General features: G+C 34.7%; 19 protein-coding genes. 2 read left to right on the forward strand and 17 right to left on the reverse strand.

Annotation, left to right across the window (positions count from 1 at the left end; translation table 11 throughout):
* Window positions 1-15 precede the first annotated feature (15 nt).
* The 11 genes from AMET_RS16035 to AMET_RS16075 all read right to left on the reverse strand — a co-directional run bounded on the left by AMET_RS16035 (window position 16) and on the right by AMET_RS16075 (window position 8,614).
* Entirely contained in the window at window positions 16-1,419 is a 1,404-nt protein-coding gene (locus AMET_RS16035; protein WP_012064361.1) for a sensor histidine kinase, read from the reverse strand.
* Entirely contained in the window at window positions 1,416-2,114 is a 699-nt protein-coding gene (locus tag AMET_RS16040; RefSeq protein WP_012064362.1) for a response regulator transcription factor, read from the reverse strand. Before AMET_RS16040 ends, AMET_RS16035 begins: the two co-directional genes overlap by 4 nt.
* Before the next feature lie 95 nt (window positions 2,115-2,209).
* On the reverse strand, window positions 2,210-2,716 hold the full coding sequence (locus AMET_RS16045) for a hypothetical protein (protein ID WP_012064363.1): 507 nt from the start codon (window positions 2,714-2,716) through the stop codon (window positions 2,210-2,212).
* 445 nt (window positions 2,717-3,161) lie between these two features.
* A complete protein-coding gene (locus tag AMET_RS16050) occupies window positions 3,162-3,812 on the reverse strand; it encodes a methyltransferase family protein (RefSeq protein WP_012064364.1) in 651 nt (216 codons plus the stop codon).
* Between the two features lie 214 nt (window positions 3,813-4,026).
* A complete protein-coding gene (locus AMET_RS24450) occupies window positions 4,027-5,076 on the reverse strand; it encodes an S-layer homology domain-containing protein (RefSeq protein WP_012064365.1) in 1,050 nt (349 codons plus the stop codon).
* Window positions 5,077-5,316: 240 nt separating this feature from the next.
* Window positions 5,317-5,490, reverse strand: a complete 174-nt coding sequence (locus AMET_RS25110; protein ID WP_012064366.1) for a Spo0E family sporulation regulatory protein-aspartic acid phosphatase — start codon at window positions 5,488-5,490, stop codon at window positions 5,317-5,319.
* A gap of 92 nt (window positions 5,491-5,582) precedes the next feature.
* Entirely contained in the window at window positions 5,583-5,861 is a 279-nt protein-coding gene (locus tag AMET_RS16060) for a CC/Se motif family (seleno)protein (RefSeq protein ID WP_012064367.1), read from the reverse strand.
* A 161-nt stretch (window positions 5,862-6,022) separates the two neighbouring features.
* Entirely contained in the window at window positions 6,023-6,193 is a 171-nt protein-coding gene (locus AMET_RS25890) for a hypothetical protein (RefSeq protein ID WP_157047273.1), read from the reverse strand.
* Between the two features lie 530 nt (window positions 6,194-6,723).
* A complete protein-coding gene (locus AMET_RS16065; RefSeq protein WP_012064369.1) occupies window positions 6,724-7,026 on the reverse strand; it encodes a CC/Se motif family (seleno)protein in 303 nt (100 codons plus the stop codon).
* A 49-nt stretch (window positions 7,027-7,075) separates the two neighbouring features.
* Complete coding sequence (gene arsM / locus AMET_RS16070; protein ID WP_012064370.1) at window positions 7,076-7,867, reverse strand: arsenite methyltransferase; 792 nt, start codon at window positions 7,865-7,867, stop codon at window positions 7,076-7,078.
* Window positions 7,868-8,068: 201 nt separating this feature from the next.
* The gene (locus AMET_RS16075; RefSeq protein ID WP_012064371.1) at window positions 8,069-8,614 is read right to left on the reverse strand and encodes a VTT domain-containing protein; all 546 of its coding nucleotides are present in this window, start codon (window positions 8,612-8,614) and stop codon (window positions 8,069-8,071) included.
* A 431-nt stretch (window positions 8,615-9,045) separates the two neighbouring features.
* On the opposite strand from AMET_RS16075, the gene AMET_RS16080 reads away from it, so the two are divergent.
* Together AMET_RS16080 and AMET_RS16085 are read left to right on the forward strand one after the other, a co-directional pair.
* Entirely contained in the window at window positions 9,046-9,273 is a 228-nt protein-coding gene (locus AMET_RS16080; protein ID WP_012064372.1) for an SHOCT domain-containing protein, read from the forward strand.
* An 88-nt stretch (window positions 9,274-9,361) separates the two neighbouring features.
* On the forward strand, window positions 9,362-9,661 hold the full coding sequence (locus AMET_RS16085) for a glycoside hydrolase family 18 protein (RefSeq protein ID WP_041720937.1): 300 nt from the start codon (window positions 9,362-9,364) through the stop codon (window positions 9,659-9,661).
* Window positions 9,662-9,845: 184 nt separating this feature from the next.
* Here AMET_RS16085 and AMET_RS16090 read toward each other — a convergent pair whose 3' ends face one another.
* The 6 genes from AMET_RS16090 to AMET_RS16110 all read right to left on the reverse strand — a co-directional run bounded on the left by AMET_RS16090 (window position 9,846) and on the right by AMET_RS16110 (window position 15,508).
* Window positions 9,846-10,061 (reverse strand): heavy-metal-associated domain-containing protein, encoded by a 216-nt coding sequence (locus AMET_RS16090; RefSeq protein WP_012064373.1) that lies wholly within the window; start codon window positions 10,059-10,061, stop codon window positions 9,846-9,848.
* A 159-nt stretch (window positions 10,062-10,220) separates the two neighbouring features.
* Window positions 10,221-12,701: a heavy metal translocating P-type ATPase gene (locus AMET_RS16095; protein WP_012064374.1), complete on the reverse strand. Its 2,481-nt coding sequence runs from the start codon at window positions 12,699-12,701 to the stop codon at window positions 10,221-10,223.
* 20 nt (window positions 12,702-12,721) lie between these two features.
* Window positions 12,722-12,883, reverse strand: coding sequence for a hypothetical protein (locus tag AMET_RS26295; RefSeq protein ID WP_012064375.1), 162 nt, complete (start codon window positions 12,881-12,883; stop codon window positions 12,722-12,724).
* A gap of 185 nt (window positions 12,884-13,068) precedes the next feature.
* On the reverse strand, window positions 13,069-13,758 hold the full coding sequence (locus AMET_RS16100; protein WP_012064376.1) for a TIGR01906 family membrane protein: 690 nt from the start codon (window positions 13,756-13,758) through the stop codon (window positions 13,069-13,071).
* A gap of 115 nt (window positions 13,759-13,873) precedes the next feature.
* Window positions 13,874-14,890 (reverse strand): YVTN family beta-propeller repeat protein, encoded by a 1,017-nt coding sequence (locus AMET_RS16105; protein WP_012064377.1) that lies wholly within the window; start codon window positions 14,888-14,890, stop codon window positions 13,874-13,876.
* A gap of 27 nt (window positions 14,891-14,917) precedes the next feature.
* Window positions 14,918-15,508 carry a hypothetical protein gene (locus AMET_RS16110; protein WP_012064378.1) on the reverse strand — a complete coding sequence of 197 codons (591 nt, stop codon included), beginning with the start codon at window positions 15,506-15,508 and terminating at the stop codon, window positions 14,918-14,920.
* Window positions 15,509-15,573: the final 65 nt, after the last annotated feature.

Here is a 15,573-nt window from a genome sequence, read left to right on the forward strand (position 1 = left end):
AGTATCATACACATTTTATCGAGGCAAAATGACTGTAAACTTTGTCCCCTTCTCTTTTTCACTTTCAACAAATATCATGCCTTGATGAGCCTCTACCAGTGATTTAGTAATGGTTAATCCAATTCCAGCCCCACCAGTACTTCTATTTCTTGATAAATCACTTCGATAAAATCGTTCAAATACATAGGGAATATCTTCATTCTCTATCCCAATTCCATTGTCTATTACGGTTAGGCGTACGCCATCTTTTTCTTCTTTCAATGATACAGAAACCGTGCCATCATGATCTGTAAATTTCAATGCATTAGATAAGAGGTTGATCACGATCTGTTTCATTTTATCTTGATCTATATCAATATTGATCCCACCTTGAATCTCTCGTTCAAGGGTAATCTGCTTTTGTTTAAATTGATATTCAAATCCATCAAGCACTTCATCAATGACCTTAGATATCTGGGAATTCTCCAATTGCAAATAAATTTGATGTTTTTCGATATCCGTTAAATCCTGTAATTCAGCTACTAGCTTAATCAATCGGTTGACTTCATTTTTACATATACTTAACTTCTCCTCTGTGGGTTCCCAAATGCCATCACTAATCGCTTCAATATGGCTTTGCAATATGGTCAAAGGCGTTCTCAGCTCATGGGAAATGTCTGAGGTCAATCGCTTTCGTAATGTCTTCTGTTCCTCTAATGATGTCGCCAAGTGATTAATCGACTGGGAAAGCTGCTGGAGTTCCACAATCTGATTATTAATTTCCACCTTTTTATCTAATTTTCCATTCCTTAAATTATTTGCACCTTCTGTAATCAATAAAATTGGTTTAAGAAAGCTCTTGGCTGAATAAAGTCCTAAGACTAGTGCTACTAATATAGAAATAATGGCTGCATACATAATTGATTTATTCATGCCGCGGGTAAATTCAATATCCCGTTCAGATACCGTAAAGGGTCCTACATAGCCAATGTCTACACTCCCTATACCTCTATTATCTACTATCAATGGATATGTTTGAACCTGATAATCTTCATCTGTCAGTCCATTATTCACCATAGGTGATTGCGTTCGTCCACGCATTCTTTTCATCATTAGGTTATGATTCATCATCATACCTGCTCCCATGGCATGATTCAATATAACCTTCCCGTCTTCATCTTTAATAAGCAGATCGAATTGATTTAAATAAGGTGAAACTAAGATGTTATCTAATGCATTTTGTGTCCAACCTTCATTTAAACGATACGATTCCGTGATTAACTGGATGACTTCCTCTAATTGGTTTTCTTGCTCGCTTTTTCTATACTGGTCAAATCGATTAAATAATGTAAAGTTTGTGATAATACTGACTAACAAAATGGAGAAGATTGTTCCTCCTAATATTAATAGTGTCAGTCGTGTCCTTAGTTTGTTGATCATGATGACACCTTCACAAACCGATATCCAACACCATAGACAGTTACAATGTATTTATAATATTCACACTCAATTTTATGTCTTAAATTCTTAATATGAACATCAATTGTCCGATCATAGCCGACATAATCATAGCCTAATACCTTTACAACCAATTCATCACGACTAAATACCTTGCCACTATTTTGAATGAAAATAGAAAGTAATTTAAATTCCGTTGCAGTTAATTCCACTAGTTCATCTTTTTTCCAGGTCTCCATGTCCCTTAGATCAACCTTTAAATCCCCTCCATTTAGCTCAATGAGATGAGCCTTAAGGCCTTCGTTATTGGTTCTTCTCATTATTGCCCTCACCCTGGCCACAAGTTCTTTGGGACTAAAGGGCTTTGTCATATAATCATCAGCACCTATGTCTAGTCCATAAATCCGATCACTTTCTTCTACCTTTGCAGTTAACATTAATATTGGAACCTGAGACTGTAGTCTGATCCGTTTGCAAATTTCTTCACCAGACAGATCCGGTAGCATTAAATCTAATATGACAAAATCAAATGACTGCTGTTGAAAAATGCTAATAGCCTCTTTACCGTTATGTGTCACAATAGCCTCATATTTTTCATTTTGTAAATATGCTTTAATGACATCTGCAATGTTTTTTTCGTCTTCTATTATGAGTACCCTTTTCTTATTCGCTTCCATATCGTCACCTCAACATGAGTGGTTTTCTCCAACAATACTACGATGTCCAATATTTTTCAATATTGGACATCAGCTAAAAGTATATTATTTAATGATTAAAAGTTTCCCATCATACGTCCCATGCCTCCAGCATGATGATTTTTTCCGTTATTCATGGATTGATGCATTTCAAGCATACCTTCTCTACCAATAGACTCCATCATTTGAGCCATATTTCCGTATCCATTTTCATTCATCAGCTGAAGCATATTATCGTAGTCTTCTTCTGATAAATTGTTCATGCGTTCATTCATTGCTTCAAAATTACCTTCTTCCATATACACCGCCATATCCTCAAAACCATTTTCTTTCATGATTTCGATCATATTATCATCACCATGACAGCTGGTATTACTCCTTATACCTGTATCTCCTTGCTCTACATTTTTTTGTTCTGCAATTCCCTGGTCTATAGCTCCTTGGTTCGTAGTTGTTTGTTCTGTAATTGCCACTGGTCTATTTTCTGCTACAAACTCGTTATTACTTTGAGCAAAGGCCATTCCTCCTATAGAAGCAACTGTAATTGCTGCAATACTTGTTATAACTATTATCCTTTTCTTCATTGTCATTCTCCTCTCGACTTAATATACCCTTATTATAACCGTCACTTATGAAGAACTCATGAAGATTTATATTTTATTATACAATAATTGTTTTTATTTATAGTGTAATGGGACATTTGTTTTATGGATTTTGTGTTTTTTATTCCGCAAAAAAATTACCTTACTGTGGTTAGCCCCTACTTCAAGTAAATATTAAGGTATTAGTCAATCTTTCACTCACAAGCATATTATTTAATTTTATCTCTTTTTATTACCCGTCGTAAATAATAAAAGAACAATAAAAAACCGATAATGATTCCAATAGCACAAAAAAGCATAATGATGTAACTGGTCATTTTCAATCACCTCTAAACACGTTTTCCCATAGTTTCTCTTTCTGATAAAGAGTCTATTCTCAACGCAAAATACCAGTCTTTACATTTTCTGTAAAGGCTGGTATTTAAGATCATATCTGTTCTTCACTTACCTTGGTTCTCATTTTAGGAATAAAGGCTGGTACCCTTTCTCTATATTGTAAATATGCTTCTCCAAACTCAGTGATCATTACTTTTTCTTCTTTCTTTGCTAACCTACTGTACATAATTAATAAACTCGGTGCCATCACTAAAGTGATAATGGTAGGCCATTGAATCAGAAATCCCAAGATCATCACCATAAAGCCACTATATTGGGGATGCCTTACCAGGCGATAAATACCACCCGTCACCAGTTCTCCATTACCACCATGTATTCCCCGCCATCCTACAACGATAATCATTAGCCCCGCAAAGATGAAAATATTGCTCAGGGGATGCAATATAGCATACACACTCTGCGAGCCTCCAGCAAAGGCCACCCATAAATGCCCGTTCAGGTGAGTAAAAGGGTCTAACACTGGATACCGATTTCCCAAAACAGATGTTAATATATAAATTGTAAGAGGAAATCCAAACATCTCAGCGAATAATGCCACCATAAATGAAGTGAAGGCACCTAATGTTCTCCAATCTCTCTTCGTTTGAGGTCTAAAGGCTAAATAGACAAATCCCCCAAACATAACGATATTAAATAAAACCGATCCCCATAAACCATAGGCATACTGATCTAAAAAATGCATATATTCCCTCCTTGTGTCTACCAGTTCTGATTCAGACTTATCCTCTATATTTTCAACTTTTGTATCTCACACATTTTCTATGCCCTATAATCCATTAGTTAAACAAAATTGTAATAAATCCGATCTTCCTCCTTCCGATTTAAATAATGTTGCAATTTTGATGCCAAAATTATCTTTGATATTTTCCACTTCCTCTTTTTTAAGTATCTAATTATTAGAGGATTTTCAGCGCCCCATACTGTCTAGGTCCCCAATAATATGGATCACTCAAACTGTCTATGGCAATTGCCTTTCCTGTAGAGGGAGAATGAATAAATTGATCATCTCCGATATAAATACTTCCATGGGAAGGTCCAGACATATACCCTTCAAAAAATACTAAATCACCAGGTTGTAGTTCTTCTCTTGCAATTGGTTTACCAGAATTATATATATCCGAAGAAACTCGAGGTATGTCAATCCCATTTTCTCGAAAAACATACCAAATAAATCCTGAAGAATCAAATCCTGAAGGAGAAGTCCCTCCCCACTGATAGGGCACTCCTGTGAATTTTAAAGCAGTACTAATAATATTTTTTCGTTTCTCCTCTTCTTGTACTTCCTGTATGCTTATCGTCTCATTTGAATCCTTTATCACTTCTCTTAAAGTACTCCTCTCCTCTTTATCAATCATTTTGATCACCATTATAGACGCTTCAGCCCTCGTTAAAACTTCATTACCTTTAAATTCTCCATCAGGATATCCAGAAATCAAGCCTTTCTCATAGGCTTTTAAAACATACTCTGCATATATCTTAGGAATCGTATCATAATCTTTTATGCGCCCAATATATTGGTTAATATCCTGAGGGTATGCTTCATCTATAGCACTCATTAATATTTTAGTTGCCTCAAAACGACTAAGCACCTGGTTTAAGTCAGCATTTTTAAATTCACCTTTATCTACAATCCCTAAAGACTCTGCTTCTGTTATGTAATTCATAGCCCAATTCCCATCTATAGCAACTTCTTGTTTATTGCTTAACGTATTTAATACAAGAGTTATAAATTCTGCCTTTGTAATTATTCTATCTGGTCTAAATGTTCCATCTTCATATCCGCTGATACTGCCCCTGTCTATAAGCTTTGATACATAACTCGCAAACCAAGCTGACTCCGGAATATCTGAGAACCTCAAGTTCTCTTGTTCAAGGGCAAATCCATTTATGCTACTCATGGATACAAACATAATGGTCAAAAAAATACTTAAAATTGTTTTTCTCATAATATTTTCTCCTTTCGTAAAAAAATCAGTTGTTTTTTATTTACATTGTAGAATATCCCACAACCTAGTATAAGATTTCATGCTATATAAGTGATGGATTGTAGGATTTTTCATTGGGATGTGTTGTTGGAGCTATTCATGGGTAAAACCGTATCGTTTATGTTATTTATTGAAACTCAACATTTTTAATTTATAACATTGCCTAAATATTCATGATCACACTGTATAAATGAGTTATTGCTATTCATTACAGTATTCTCTTAAATAACCAACTATTATTTTGTCCAACTGTTGACTTAACGCTAGGTTGTTTCTACTTAAAAGCGCTTCTTTTTCCAGATTGTTGCCCAGCTCTTTCCTTAGTGTATCGATTTCTTCTCTACTCCGTTTTTCATTCCTTAATGTATTTATCATCCCTATCCCACCCTATTCCTTTTCAATTAGCTTATTGCATATATTATGCCTTCCTTCTCTCCATCCCTCGTGCCTGGGCGTTCATCAATGAGTTATTCAATAAATTCGATAGTCAATTTCTTAAAATAAAACAACTTTGAAAGATCAATCTTTATTTCTTTAACTTTCTCAATACCCTTATCAAAGTAAATTATGGTTTTTCCAACTTCAGTTTTTTCAAAGCTAGTTAAATCTTTTGGCGTTCCCAATTCAACTTTCGGTATCGGGGCAGCACCACCACAGCAACCTCCCATAATTGATAACATAATCATAATGGATTCATTCTTTTGCAACATATACTCCTCAGCCTCCGCTGTAATTTGAAATTTCATAGTATCCCTCCATCTACGCATTCAGTAAATAAAACAAATTCAAAGAAGTTAGGTACCTTTTAAACTATTTAATGATTAAATAGTTTAAAGTACCCACCCAACTTCTTTAAATTATTAAATCTTAACTTCGTTAACCGCTTGCTTCAATATTCAGCATCTTGTTATCGAATAAAATACCATGCAACTCCTACAATTGCAATGATCATAAAAATCAGCATCATATTTGAGCCAGTAGTTGACTGTTCAACTTCATGCTTTTCATGAATTTCATGACCTTTATGATTTGTATTATTTTGTGGTTTATGATTGTGCCCGCCTCCACAGCATCCCATCTTAATCCCTCCTTCCACTATCTTTATTCTTTAAAAACCTTATAATATAGTAAATACTACAAGAGTTGTAGCATATTCAACATTAATATTCACCATTAATTTGACCCTGACTATCATTTCCTTTCTATTTTCATTATCATATTGTTTGTTATCCCATTCATCTCAACTTGTACAGCCTACACAGCTTAAAAATCCTTCCATCTATTGAAATTTTACTTAGAGCTCATTCTTATATTAAAGCAATTTTCATGCCAGCTTTTAGTCATATGTTTACAGTTTGCAATCCTAGAATATTGCCATGTAATTCAAATGGTTACATTGCGCTAAATACTGTAGCACATATTCCATAATGTCCAAAAATAAAATTCGTCTGATGCTATCGCATCGACTCATGGCGTACTTAAATTTAAAACGGGCGTTGTTTAAAATTTCAAGTACTAAATAAAGGGCTGATGCTTTAGTAAAGCACCAACCCAATTTTTACAAATTCAAATTATTATCTTTTCCACTAGTTTACAAATTTGATTAAGCTACCTACCCTTTCTTAATTCTTCTGGCATTAAAGCTAAGGCTATTGAAACTGTGGTAGTAGTTAGAGCTTCTATTGGAAATTTTGAATAGGACAAAAAGTAATATATTGAATTAAATATTGATGTAATTTTTGTTTCATTTAATTTTTTAAAATAAAACAACTTTGAAAGGCCAATATTTACTTCCTTAGCCATTGGTGCGGCACCTCCACAGCAACCACTAATACTTGATAACATAATCATAATCGCTTGATTTTTTTCTACTATATACGCTTTAGCTTCCGACTCAATTTGAAATTCCATAGCTTATCTCCTTTGAAATTTAGTTCTATTTGTCAGTTACATAGTAATATTACAATTTAGTCGCCTTTATGGAGGCAGACATAATGTATTCTCCAACCCTTAAATTATGTGCCCATTTCTCAGCATATTCCTTAGATACCTCTTTAGTTTCAATATTGATATTACTAAATCCAGCTCTCTCTAAATATATTTTTAGTTCTTCAACTGAAGAAGCCCCAGTGACTCAGCCACAATGAAGTTTTTCATCTTGCTTCATTTCTTCTGTCAGCTCTTTAATTAGGACTACATCAGAAATAGCAAATCTACCACCTTTTTTCAATACCCTATAGGCCTCATTGTATACCCTCTGTTTCTTAGGAGACAAGTTTATTACACAGTTTGAGATGATTACATCTGCTGTATTATCAGCTACTGGAAGATTTTCAATTTCACCTAATCTGAAATCTACATTCATATACCTATGTTTCCTAGATAAAGTCCTTGATTTACTTACCATTTCAGGAGTCATATCTACCCCAATTATAGACCCCTTTGGACCCACCTTTTCTGATGCTAAGAAACAATCAAATCCTCCTCCACTTCCAAGGTCAATTACTATTTCACCTTCTTTTATCTCTGCAATTAGCTGAGGATTTCCACAACCTAACCCCATGTTAGCATCTTCTGGTACATTTGATATTTCTTCATCAGAATACCCTATTTTATTTGATATTTCTTTTGCAGAATTTTTAATTTTAATACTATCGCTACAACACCCAGCATCATTTATCTTGTCATCAGCTATCTTACCATAGCTTTCACGAACAGCATTCCTAATATCAGTTTTATTTGTATCATCCATACATACCACTCCTAATTTTTATAGTTATTTATTAAACAGCACAAGAGCATTAAAAGATTGAAATCTGTGGATATCTATTCTCATTTGATACTATATAAATTTAATGTATAGTAAATACTACAGCAATTGTAGCATTCTCAACATTTACTTTGAAATTCTTTTAAAAGAGTTTTATTTCTTTCTACCTATACTGAAACCAAATTAAGTCGATTTGATCAATAGTTTGCTAGCTACTTTTAGCTTTCTCCTCTTAACTAAGTGGTTTATCAAAACTACGGTAATTACTATCACCAGCTGTCCCACAAATAGCTGTAGCTCTGTTATGGGGAGAATATTAACTAGTTCCATAGAGTAGGCATATACAAATGTAGTTATTAGCTTGGCCACCGCTGCTATAAATACAAATCTTTTAAATGAGACCTTACTAGCTCCTGCTCCAGCACATATGATATTATCTGGTAGTACTGGCAAAATGAATAATAACCCAATAATAACCTCTCCATTTTTCTCAACTAGTCTAGTATATTTATCAAATAATTCTTCTTTACCTACTCTCTTTACTATTATTTGTTGAGCATATCTTCCCATAAAATACATAGTGATAATACCACTTAATATCCCGAGATAACCTATTATAAAACCTTTAAAAGGCCCTAAAGCTAAGCTGCCACCTGTAATAGTAACCATTTCCGGTGTGAATAATAGTATTGGTTGAATAAAGGCAATTAAAAGGTATGTTAGACCCATGATGTTCCTCCTTTACAGAAAATTGTTCTCTGACAAATCTTATACGGCAAATACTACAAGAGTTGTAGTATTTGCAACACTTATTAATATTAATATTCGTAGAGTTTCCCTCTTACCTTGATTTCCATCCCATGTCTTGTGCTATATTGCTCTCTTCTTCCCAAATTAACCCGTTTAAAATTTCATTCTACCCATACACCTAAATTAATGCAAGTATTATACCAAGTTAAATTCATATAATTCACTACCTATTTGACACGATATTATGAAATTTTTGATTATCCAACTTTCGTTCTCACTATAATTTTAATCAAAATTAAATACTTCATAATCCCTTCACATTCTAGCGCTATAATAAGGAAAATGAATAATGCAATCATAAAGTTAAGCAGTTAGTTGCAAACTAAAAGTAATAGAAAGGAATGATATGTATGATGGGTTATGGATATGGAATTATGGGCTGGTTTGGTATGCTTATTCCCTTTATATTAGTAGGACTGGTTATATATTTATTGGTCAAACCATCACAGAATAACCATAAAAATTATATGAGCCAAAATGGTGGAAATGATGCCCTTGATATTTTAAACCAAAGATATGCTAAGGGAGAAATATCCGATGAAGAGTATCAGCATAAAAAGAAACTGTTAAGAGAATAGAGGAGGCTTATCAATATCACATAATAAAAGTCTTAATTGTGGTTTACCTTATCACATTGGTGAAGTAATTGAAGAAAGGGATGCCCTATTGCTTCAGACTCCTGAAGGATTAGCCACTACAGTTACACTTCCTCGTGTATGGGATTTGGGGAGAAGATACAATGCCCCTATTCTGTACGATGATGAAGTACAACAGCCCTTCATGACATATAGCGATAATGAAGGTGTTACTCGGGAAGTGTGGTTTGAAAATGCACGAAGTCATTACGCCAAGTATCAGCTTGTAATCGAATACGGATTAAGAGGTGTTTTTTACTGGATTATTCATATGCCCTTCTCTTCAACTTGGTATATAGTATCTAATTTGTTTAACATCAGAAAACTGTAGTACTAATTTAAGCATTATAAAAAATGTGGTTATCCAATGTACAAAATAAGAATGACAGGACTGCAATATTGGAAACAAATTAGTGATAAAAAAAGATAGTCGCTTTGCTTTTAAAGGGCAAAACGACTATCTTTTTATGATTCAATATAACCTCTATTCATAGTATCAAAAGAGGGATAAAATATTATATTTCTACAACTTCTATGGCTTGGTATCCAGCTCCATCTACTGCTGCCTTCAACTTATCATTACCCACTTCATGAGCAAGATCTACCACAGCATGTTTTTCTGTTAAGTTGACCTCCACTGAATTTACACCAGAAATTTCTTTCAGGGCTTCATTAACGTGTCCAACACAATGTCCACAACTCATACCTTCAATCGTAATTTTCTTTTTCATTAATATCACCTGGCTTATGGTATGTGATAACAGTACTTGTTATTTAAGCCAGATTTTCACCTACCTTTCTTCTTTATTTTTATATGAAGAGAGAATTTCATGTTTGCTTTCATGTTTTATTAAAATGATGATATTCTCTCGAACACAAGATTAAAATGACTATGCTTCCTTAAAACTAGGCTCAATATCCACTTTTTTCAGTCTCAATGAGTTATACACTACATTTAATGAACTGACGGCCATAGCTGCGGCTCCAATCATTGGATGTAACAAGCCAAACATCGCTACTGGGATAAATAATATATTATAGATCCATGCCCAGAAATAATTTTCTTTAATTTTTCTAAAGATAGCTCTAGACAATTTGATTGAAGATATAATACCACTTAGCTCGCCTCTTACTAATGTCACATCGGCAGCTTCGATGGCAATGTCCGTTCCTGTTCCAATGGCAATTCCTACATTGGATTGTTTTAATGCAGGTGCATCATTAATACCGTCTCCTACCATAGCAACGGTACCATATTGTTCCTGTAATCGTACAACTTCTGCTACCTTCCCATCTGGTAATACCTCTGCAATGACTTGGCTAATTCCTACTTTTTTACCAATTGCAGCTGCTGTTCTCTTATTATCTCCTGTGATCATAACTGTCTTAATACCCATACTTTCTAATACTGCTATCGCTTGTGCGGAATCTTCCTTTATCGGGTCTGCTACAGCAACAACACCTAATAATTGATTTCCTTTAGCAAGTAGCATAGCAGTTTTTGCTTCTTCTTCTAATCTAATTAATTCTTGTTCATAGGCTTCATAGGAGATCTTGTTTTCTTTCATTAATTTTCTATTTCCCACAAGGATTTGTTCTCCATCTATATTTCCTATTACGCCCATACCCACAATTGCATTAAAATCAATTACTTCTCCTATCTTAATTTTTTCATTTTTTGCCTTTTCTACAATCGCATGGGCTAGGGGATGCTCAGATCCATTTTCTATGGTCCCAGCGTAATATAAAAAGTCTTTTTCTTCTACTCCCTTTACAAGTACAATGTCTGTTACTTCTGGTTTACCCTTTGTAATGGTTCCAGTTTTATCAAAGGCAATGGCTTTTACATCCTTAAATGTTTGTATTGCTTCACCATTTCGAATCAAGATTCCCTTCTCTGCTCCCATTCCACTACCTACCATTAATGCTGTTGGTGTTCCCAACCCTAATGCGCATGGGCAAGAGATAACCAAAACAGCAGTAGCTGTAATGAAGGATAGTGTCAGAGGTGTCAATTCAGGATTTACCCATGGTAAAAAGGTTGCTCCCCATCTGATGATACCTAAGTGAAACTCAGGAAAAATATTAAAGGAAATAAAGGTACCAATTGTGATCACAATGATTGCTGGTACAAAGTACCCTGTGATACGATCTGCAAATTCTTGTATTGGTACTTTAGAGCCTTGGCATTCCTCCATCATTTTAACAACTTGAGATAGGAAGGTATCTTTCCCTATTTTCGTTACTTGTACTTTCAATAATCCTTGTTTATTGATGGTTGCACCAATGACCTCATGGCCTTTTTCTCTTTTTACAGGCATTGACTCTCCTGTGGCCATAGACTCATCCACTAAACTGTTACCGTCAACCACAACCCCATCAGTAGGAATCTTTTCTCCAGGACGGATCACCATGATGTCCCCTACTTGTAAGTCCTTCGTTGGCACTTCAATTTCTTCTCCATCAACAATAATTTTTGCTGTTTTCGCTCCCATTTGAAGCAGCTTTTTAATTGCTTGAGAAGCTCTACCTTTTGCCCGAACCTCTAAATATTTTCCAATTAAGTGAAAAGTCATAATCGTTGTAGCCATTTCAATAAATGATTGTAATGGAAAGAAAAGGCCCATCAAACCAATTAAATAAGGGGGTAAGGAACCCAGTGTCACTAAAACATCCATATTGGGACTTTTATTTTTAAGTGCTTTCCAGCTTCCAACATGGACATGTCTACCTGTACCGAATATGATCGGTAGTCCCAACAGGGCTACGATAGGTAAATATCCTGGGATAGGGGTCACAAACATATGAATAATCATGAGACCCATGATGACACTTGACAGCGCAATGGATATCTTCATGGTTTTTGCAGTTTTTCTGATTTTGATTTCATCTTCATCGATACCGTCATCTTCTTCTTCTTGAAGATTCAATTCATATCCTAATTCAGATACCTTTTTCTGCATCTCTATCAGTCTAATTTTTTTTGGTTCATATTCAATGGTTACTTTTTCAGCGGCAAAGTTTACATTTGCTGATGTAATCCCATCCATTTTATTCAAGCCTTTTTCTACTGTATTGGAACAAGATGTACAAGTCATTCCACTCACCTTTAAGGTCACTTTTTCGGTTTCTTTGTCTGTGGTTTCTACTATGGCCCCATATCCTAAGTCTTCTATAATTTTTGTTAATTCTTCTATGTTAATGTTTTCTTTGTCAAACGCTACCTGTGCCTTCTCACCAGCAAAATTCACATTTGTACTAATGACGCCTTTTGTTGTTTTTAACTTCTTTTCTATATTAAGGGCACAACTACTACAAGACATGTCTTGGATTTTCCATACTGCTTTTTCAATATTATTTGATTGTGTCATTTTTAAAACTCCCCTCTGGTTTACTTTTCATCTTTTATGTCTTTATTATCTACACGACAGCAGCTTTGATTCTCTTTACTTTGATCATGCTCTCCATTACCATGCCCGCCACAGCAGCCACCTCTTTTTATCATAAAAAATATCATTCCAGCCACCAGTGTAACAACAATTATATCTCCCATATATATACCCTCCTTGAACGTTTTATAAATAATCCATAAGCTTTTTGTGCCTTATCAATGTATAGCCTTGTATATCTCATTATACCCCCTTGGGGTATAATAGTCAACCTCTTCTCATCAATACTATAATTAATCCTATATTTTTAAATACGTACCTATCAGATTATCCAGACTGGGCATGACTTTTAACTAGATTTGAATTTTGTAAATCGTATATATGACCCTGCTACAACACCTATTGCAGTAATCGTTCCTATAAATAACCCTATAATTTTAACAGATGTGTCATAGAAAAATCCCTCGGGAACCATTTGAATTAATATTTCTTTTTGTGGATCTAATATCCAAAGGTCATTATCAAAAAATATTAGATGAAAATAAGTAAAATACTTATTAAAATCCATATATAGTAATAATAAGAATACCCCTAATAAAGCAATATTGCCTATAGCCGTATAGACTAAGGTTTTCAATAATCGCATCTTCCACTTGGTATCCTTAATCAATAATATAAAAGATAATCCAACCAAAAGGATGAAACTCAAATTCCTTGCGACCCTTCCTTTAATAAACAGCTCCTTCACATCAACCATATGCATTCTTTCTCTTTCTCCAAATACTTCTCTTAACTCACCATTTACAATTGCACTGGTATCTAGTACATCTTTTTCATCCCTTACATAAGACAATAAATCTGCCATCGCATACTCTAGGTTGTCCATATCCATTCCAGTCACTTCTGTTATATTATATTTTTCAAACGAGCTTCTATAGTGTTGTGAATTAAAAGCGACAATTTCAACACTGGTTAGTAGTATAACGATGGTTAGCAATACCCCCATCACACTATAGATCCATATATGTTTTGATTTCATTGGTTTTGTGTCTCCCCTTTATTGTGCATTATTTTAGACAAGTAAGGACTACTAGCCTTAATAGAATGATTAACATGAGTCATTACTTGTCGTATTTAATGTGTATCATATGCCGTTATTTTGCTAAAAATCCAATCTCATGGGGCTTACTTCCTACATCTATCTTTTTAATGATTTCATAGGTCTCCATATCTACCACAGCAATATCTGCTGATTCTAAGTTTGATACATACATCTTGTTGGAATTCGGCACTTGGAATACATGGTTTGGCATATCACCTGTCTTTATTGTTTTGATGACTTCATTTGTAGACAATTCAATCACTGTGACATCCTCCGAATTGCGATTTGCAGTCCATACATATTGGTCATCTTCTGCTACAGCAACCCCATGAGTCCCTCTACCGGCAGGAATTCGATTTACTTCCTCCCCTTTTTCTATATCTACAACAGATAATACATGATCCATTAAACTGGCAACATAAAGCATTTTTCCATCCATGGATGGCTTTCCTTCATTTGGTACCTTCCCAACGGGGATGGTTTTTATGATTTCCTGCTTTTCAGTATCTAAAATAGACATGTCATTGGACATTACATTAGATACAAAGGCATACTTACCATCCTGGCTAAAGCTAATATGAGAAGGACTCTTAGAATTAGATTGAATTTCCTTTACTACCTCTTGCTTTTGGGTATCATAAATCATAATATAATTGAATTCTTCCCCTTCTTCTAACGCGCCGCTTGTAAGGTATAAATACTTGCCGTCGGGAGAGATATCAACCCCGTGAAGATTTCTATTTAAATCAACTTTTCTTGTGATTTCAGCCGTTTCACTGTCTATAATGATTAAAATACCTCCAGTGTAATTTGCTGAATAAATTTCTCCATTGACAGGATTCACCGCTAATCCATCAGAGATTTTTTCATCTACCTTAATGACTTCAATCACTTCATCAATGGCCGTATCAATCACAGATATCGTTCCATCCTCTGTATTTGCAACATAAGCATAATAATTGACCACTCCACTCTCACTAGAATCTTGAAATAAAACATACCCTCCAATAAGAATGATGACTCCTATGAGGATAATGAATCCTTTGATTTTCCCACCGTTATTTTTCATTGTTTATCGCTCCTCACCTGATCAGTATTAGAATAACTCCTGTTCCCATTCAAACACTCTAGACGCCACGCCATCTAGATCTTTTATCTCCAAACGAATCGATTCCTTGTCGGTGTAATCCAATTTTGTTTCTCCTTCTTTTCTCTCAATCTTTAACATACCTGAAATATGATGCCCTCCACCTTCTACCATGGTCCATTGGATTCCTTCTGTTATTTCGATTCCATCTCCTAGGTATAAGGCAGTCATTTGACTTAAATCATATCCATCTAGTTCAACAGAATGGGTATTTAATGATACACCAAAGTTAAAATAATCATTGTCTTCTTCTATTGGATTTAGAAAAGTGACTCCCACGGATACGCTACCTTGCATATCTGTTTTATACAATTCTTCATCAAAATCATCTACTGCTTCGTATTCCTCTTCATATATGATTTCATTATTCGTATCCTCTTGATCTCCAACTGCATCATTTCCCTCGATTTCTTTATTCTCTAGTTGCTCCTCTGACACTGTGCTTTGAGGAAGTCCTATTAGATCAAATCCGACCACAGCTAATACCATGGCTCCTATCATTGCAACACTAATTGCCATAATCATCTTTTTACTCCTCATCTACATCCACCTCTCCTTTATTAAGTCCTCTTCAAAATTAAACAGGCAAATTCCATATCCACGTT

This window comes from Alkaliphilus metalliredigens QYMF, from assembly GCF_000016985.1.
In the GTDB taxonomy this organism is placed as follows: domain Bacteria; phylum Bacillota; class Clostridia; order Peptostreptococcales; family Natronincolaceae; genus Alkaliphilus_A; species Alkaliphilus_A metalliredigens.

Coding starts and splice junctions, on each gene's coding strand:
- AMET_RS16050 (WP_012064364.1), bottom strand. CDS start 3,812: ATGCATTTTTTAGATCAGTATGCCTATGGTTTATGGGGATCGGTTTTA.
- AMET_RS16095 (WP_012064374.1), bottom strand. CDS start 12,701: ATGACACAATCAAATAATATTGAAAAAGCAGTATGGAAAATCCAAGAC.
- AMET_RS16045 (WP_012064363.1), bottom strand. CDS start 2,716: ATGAAGAAAAGGATAATAGTTATAACAAGTATTGCAGCAATTACAGTT.
- AMET_RS16110 (WP_012064378.1), bottom strand. CDS start 15,508: ATGAGGAGTAAAAAGATGATTATGGCAATTAGTGTTGCAATGATAGGA.
- AMET_RS16090 (WP_012064373.1), bottom strand. CDS start 10,061: ATGAAAAAGAAAATTACGATTGAAGGTATGAGTTGTGGACATTGTGTT.
- AMET_RS16105 (WP_012064377.1), bottom strand. CDS start 14,890: ATGAAAAATAACGGTGGGAAAATCAAAGGATTCATTATCCTCATAGGA.
- AMET_RS16060 (WP_012064367.1), bottom strand. CDS start 5,861: ATGAAATTTCAAATTACAGCGGAGGCTGAGGAGTATATGTTGCAAAAG.
- AMET_RS16040 (WP_012064362.1), bottom strand. CDS start 2,114: ATGGAAGCGAATAAGAAAAGGGTACTCATAATAGAAGACGAAAAAAAC.
- AMET_RS16035 (WP_012064361.1), bottom strand. CDS start 1,419: ATGATCAACAAACTAAGGACACGACTGACACTATTAATATTAGGAGGA.
- AMET_RS16100 (WP_012064376.1), bottom strand. CDS start 13,758: ATGAAATCAAAACATATATGGATCTATAGTGTGATGGGGGTATTGCTA.
- AMET_RS26295 (WP_012064375.1), bottom strand. CDS start 12,883: ATGGGAGATATAATTGTTGTTACACTGGTGGCTGGAATGATATTTTTT.
- AMET_RS16065 (WP_012064369.1), bottom strand. CDS start 7,026: ATGGAATTTCAAATTGAGTCGGAAGCTAAAGCGTATATAGTAGAAAAA.
- AMET_RS24450 (WP_012064365.1), bottom strand. CDS start 5,076: ATGAGAAAAACAATTTTAAGTATTTTTTTGACCATTATGTTTGTATCC.
- AMET_RS16075 (WP_012064371.1), bottom strand. CDS start 8,614: ATGGGTCTAACATACCTTTTAATTGCCTTTATTCAACCAATACTATTA.
- AMET_RS16080 (WP_012064372.1), top strand. CDS start 9,046: ATGATGGGTTATGGATATGGAATTATGGGCTGGTTTGGTATGCTTATT.
- AMET_RS25890 (WP_157047273.1), bottom strand. CDS start 6,193: ATGGGATGCTGTGGAGGCGGGCACAATCATAAACCACAAAATAATACA.
- AMET_RS25110 (WP_012064366.1), bottom strand. CDS start 5,490: ATGATAAATACATTAAGGAATGAAAAACGGAGTAGAGAAGAAATCGAT.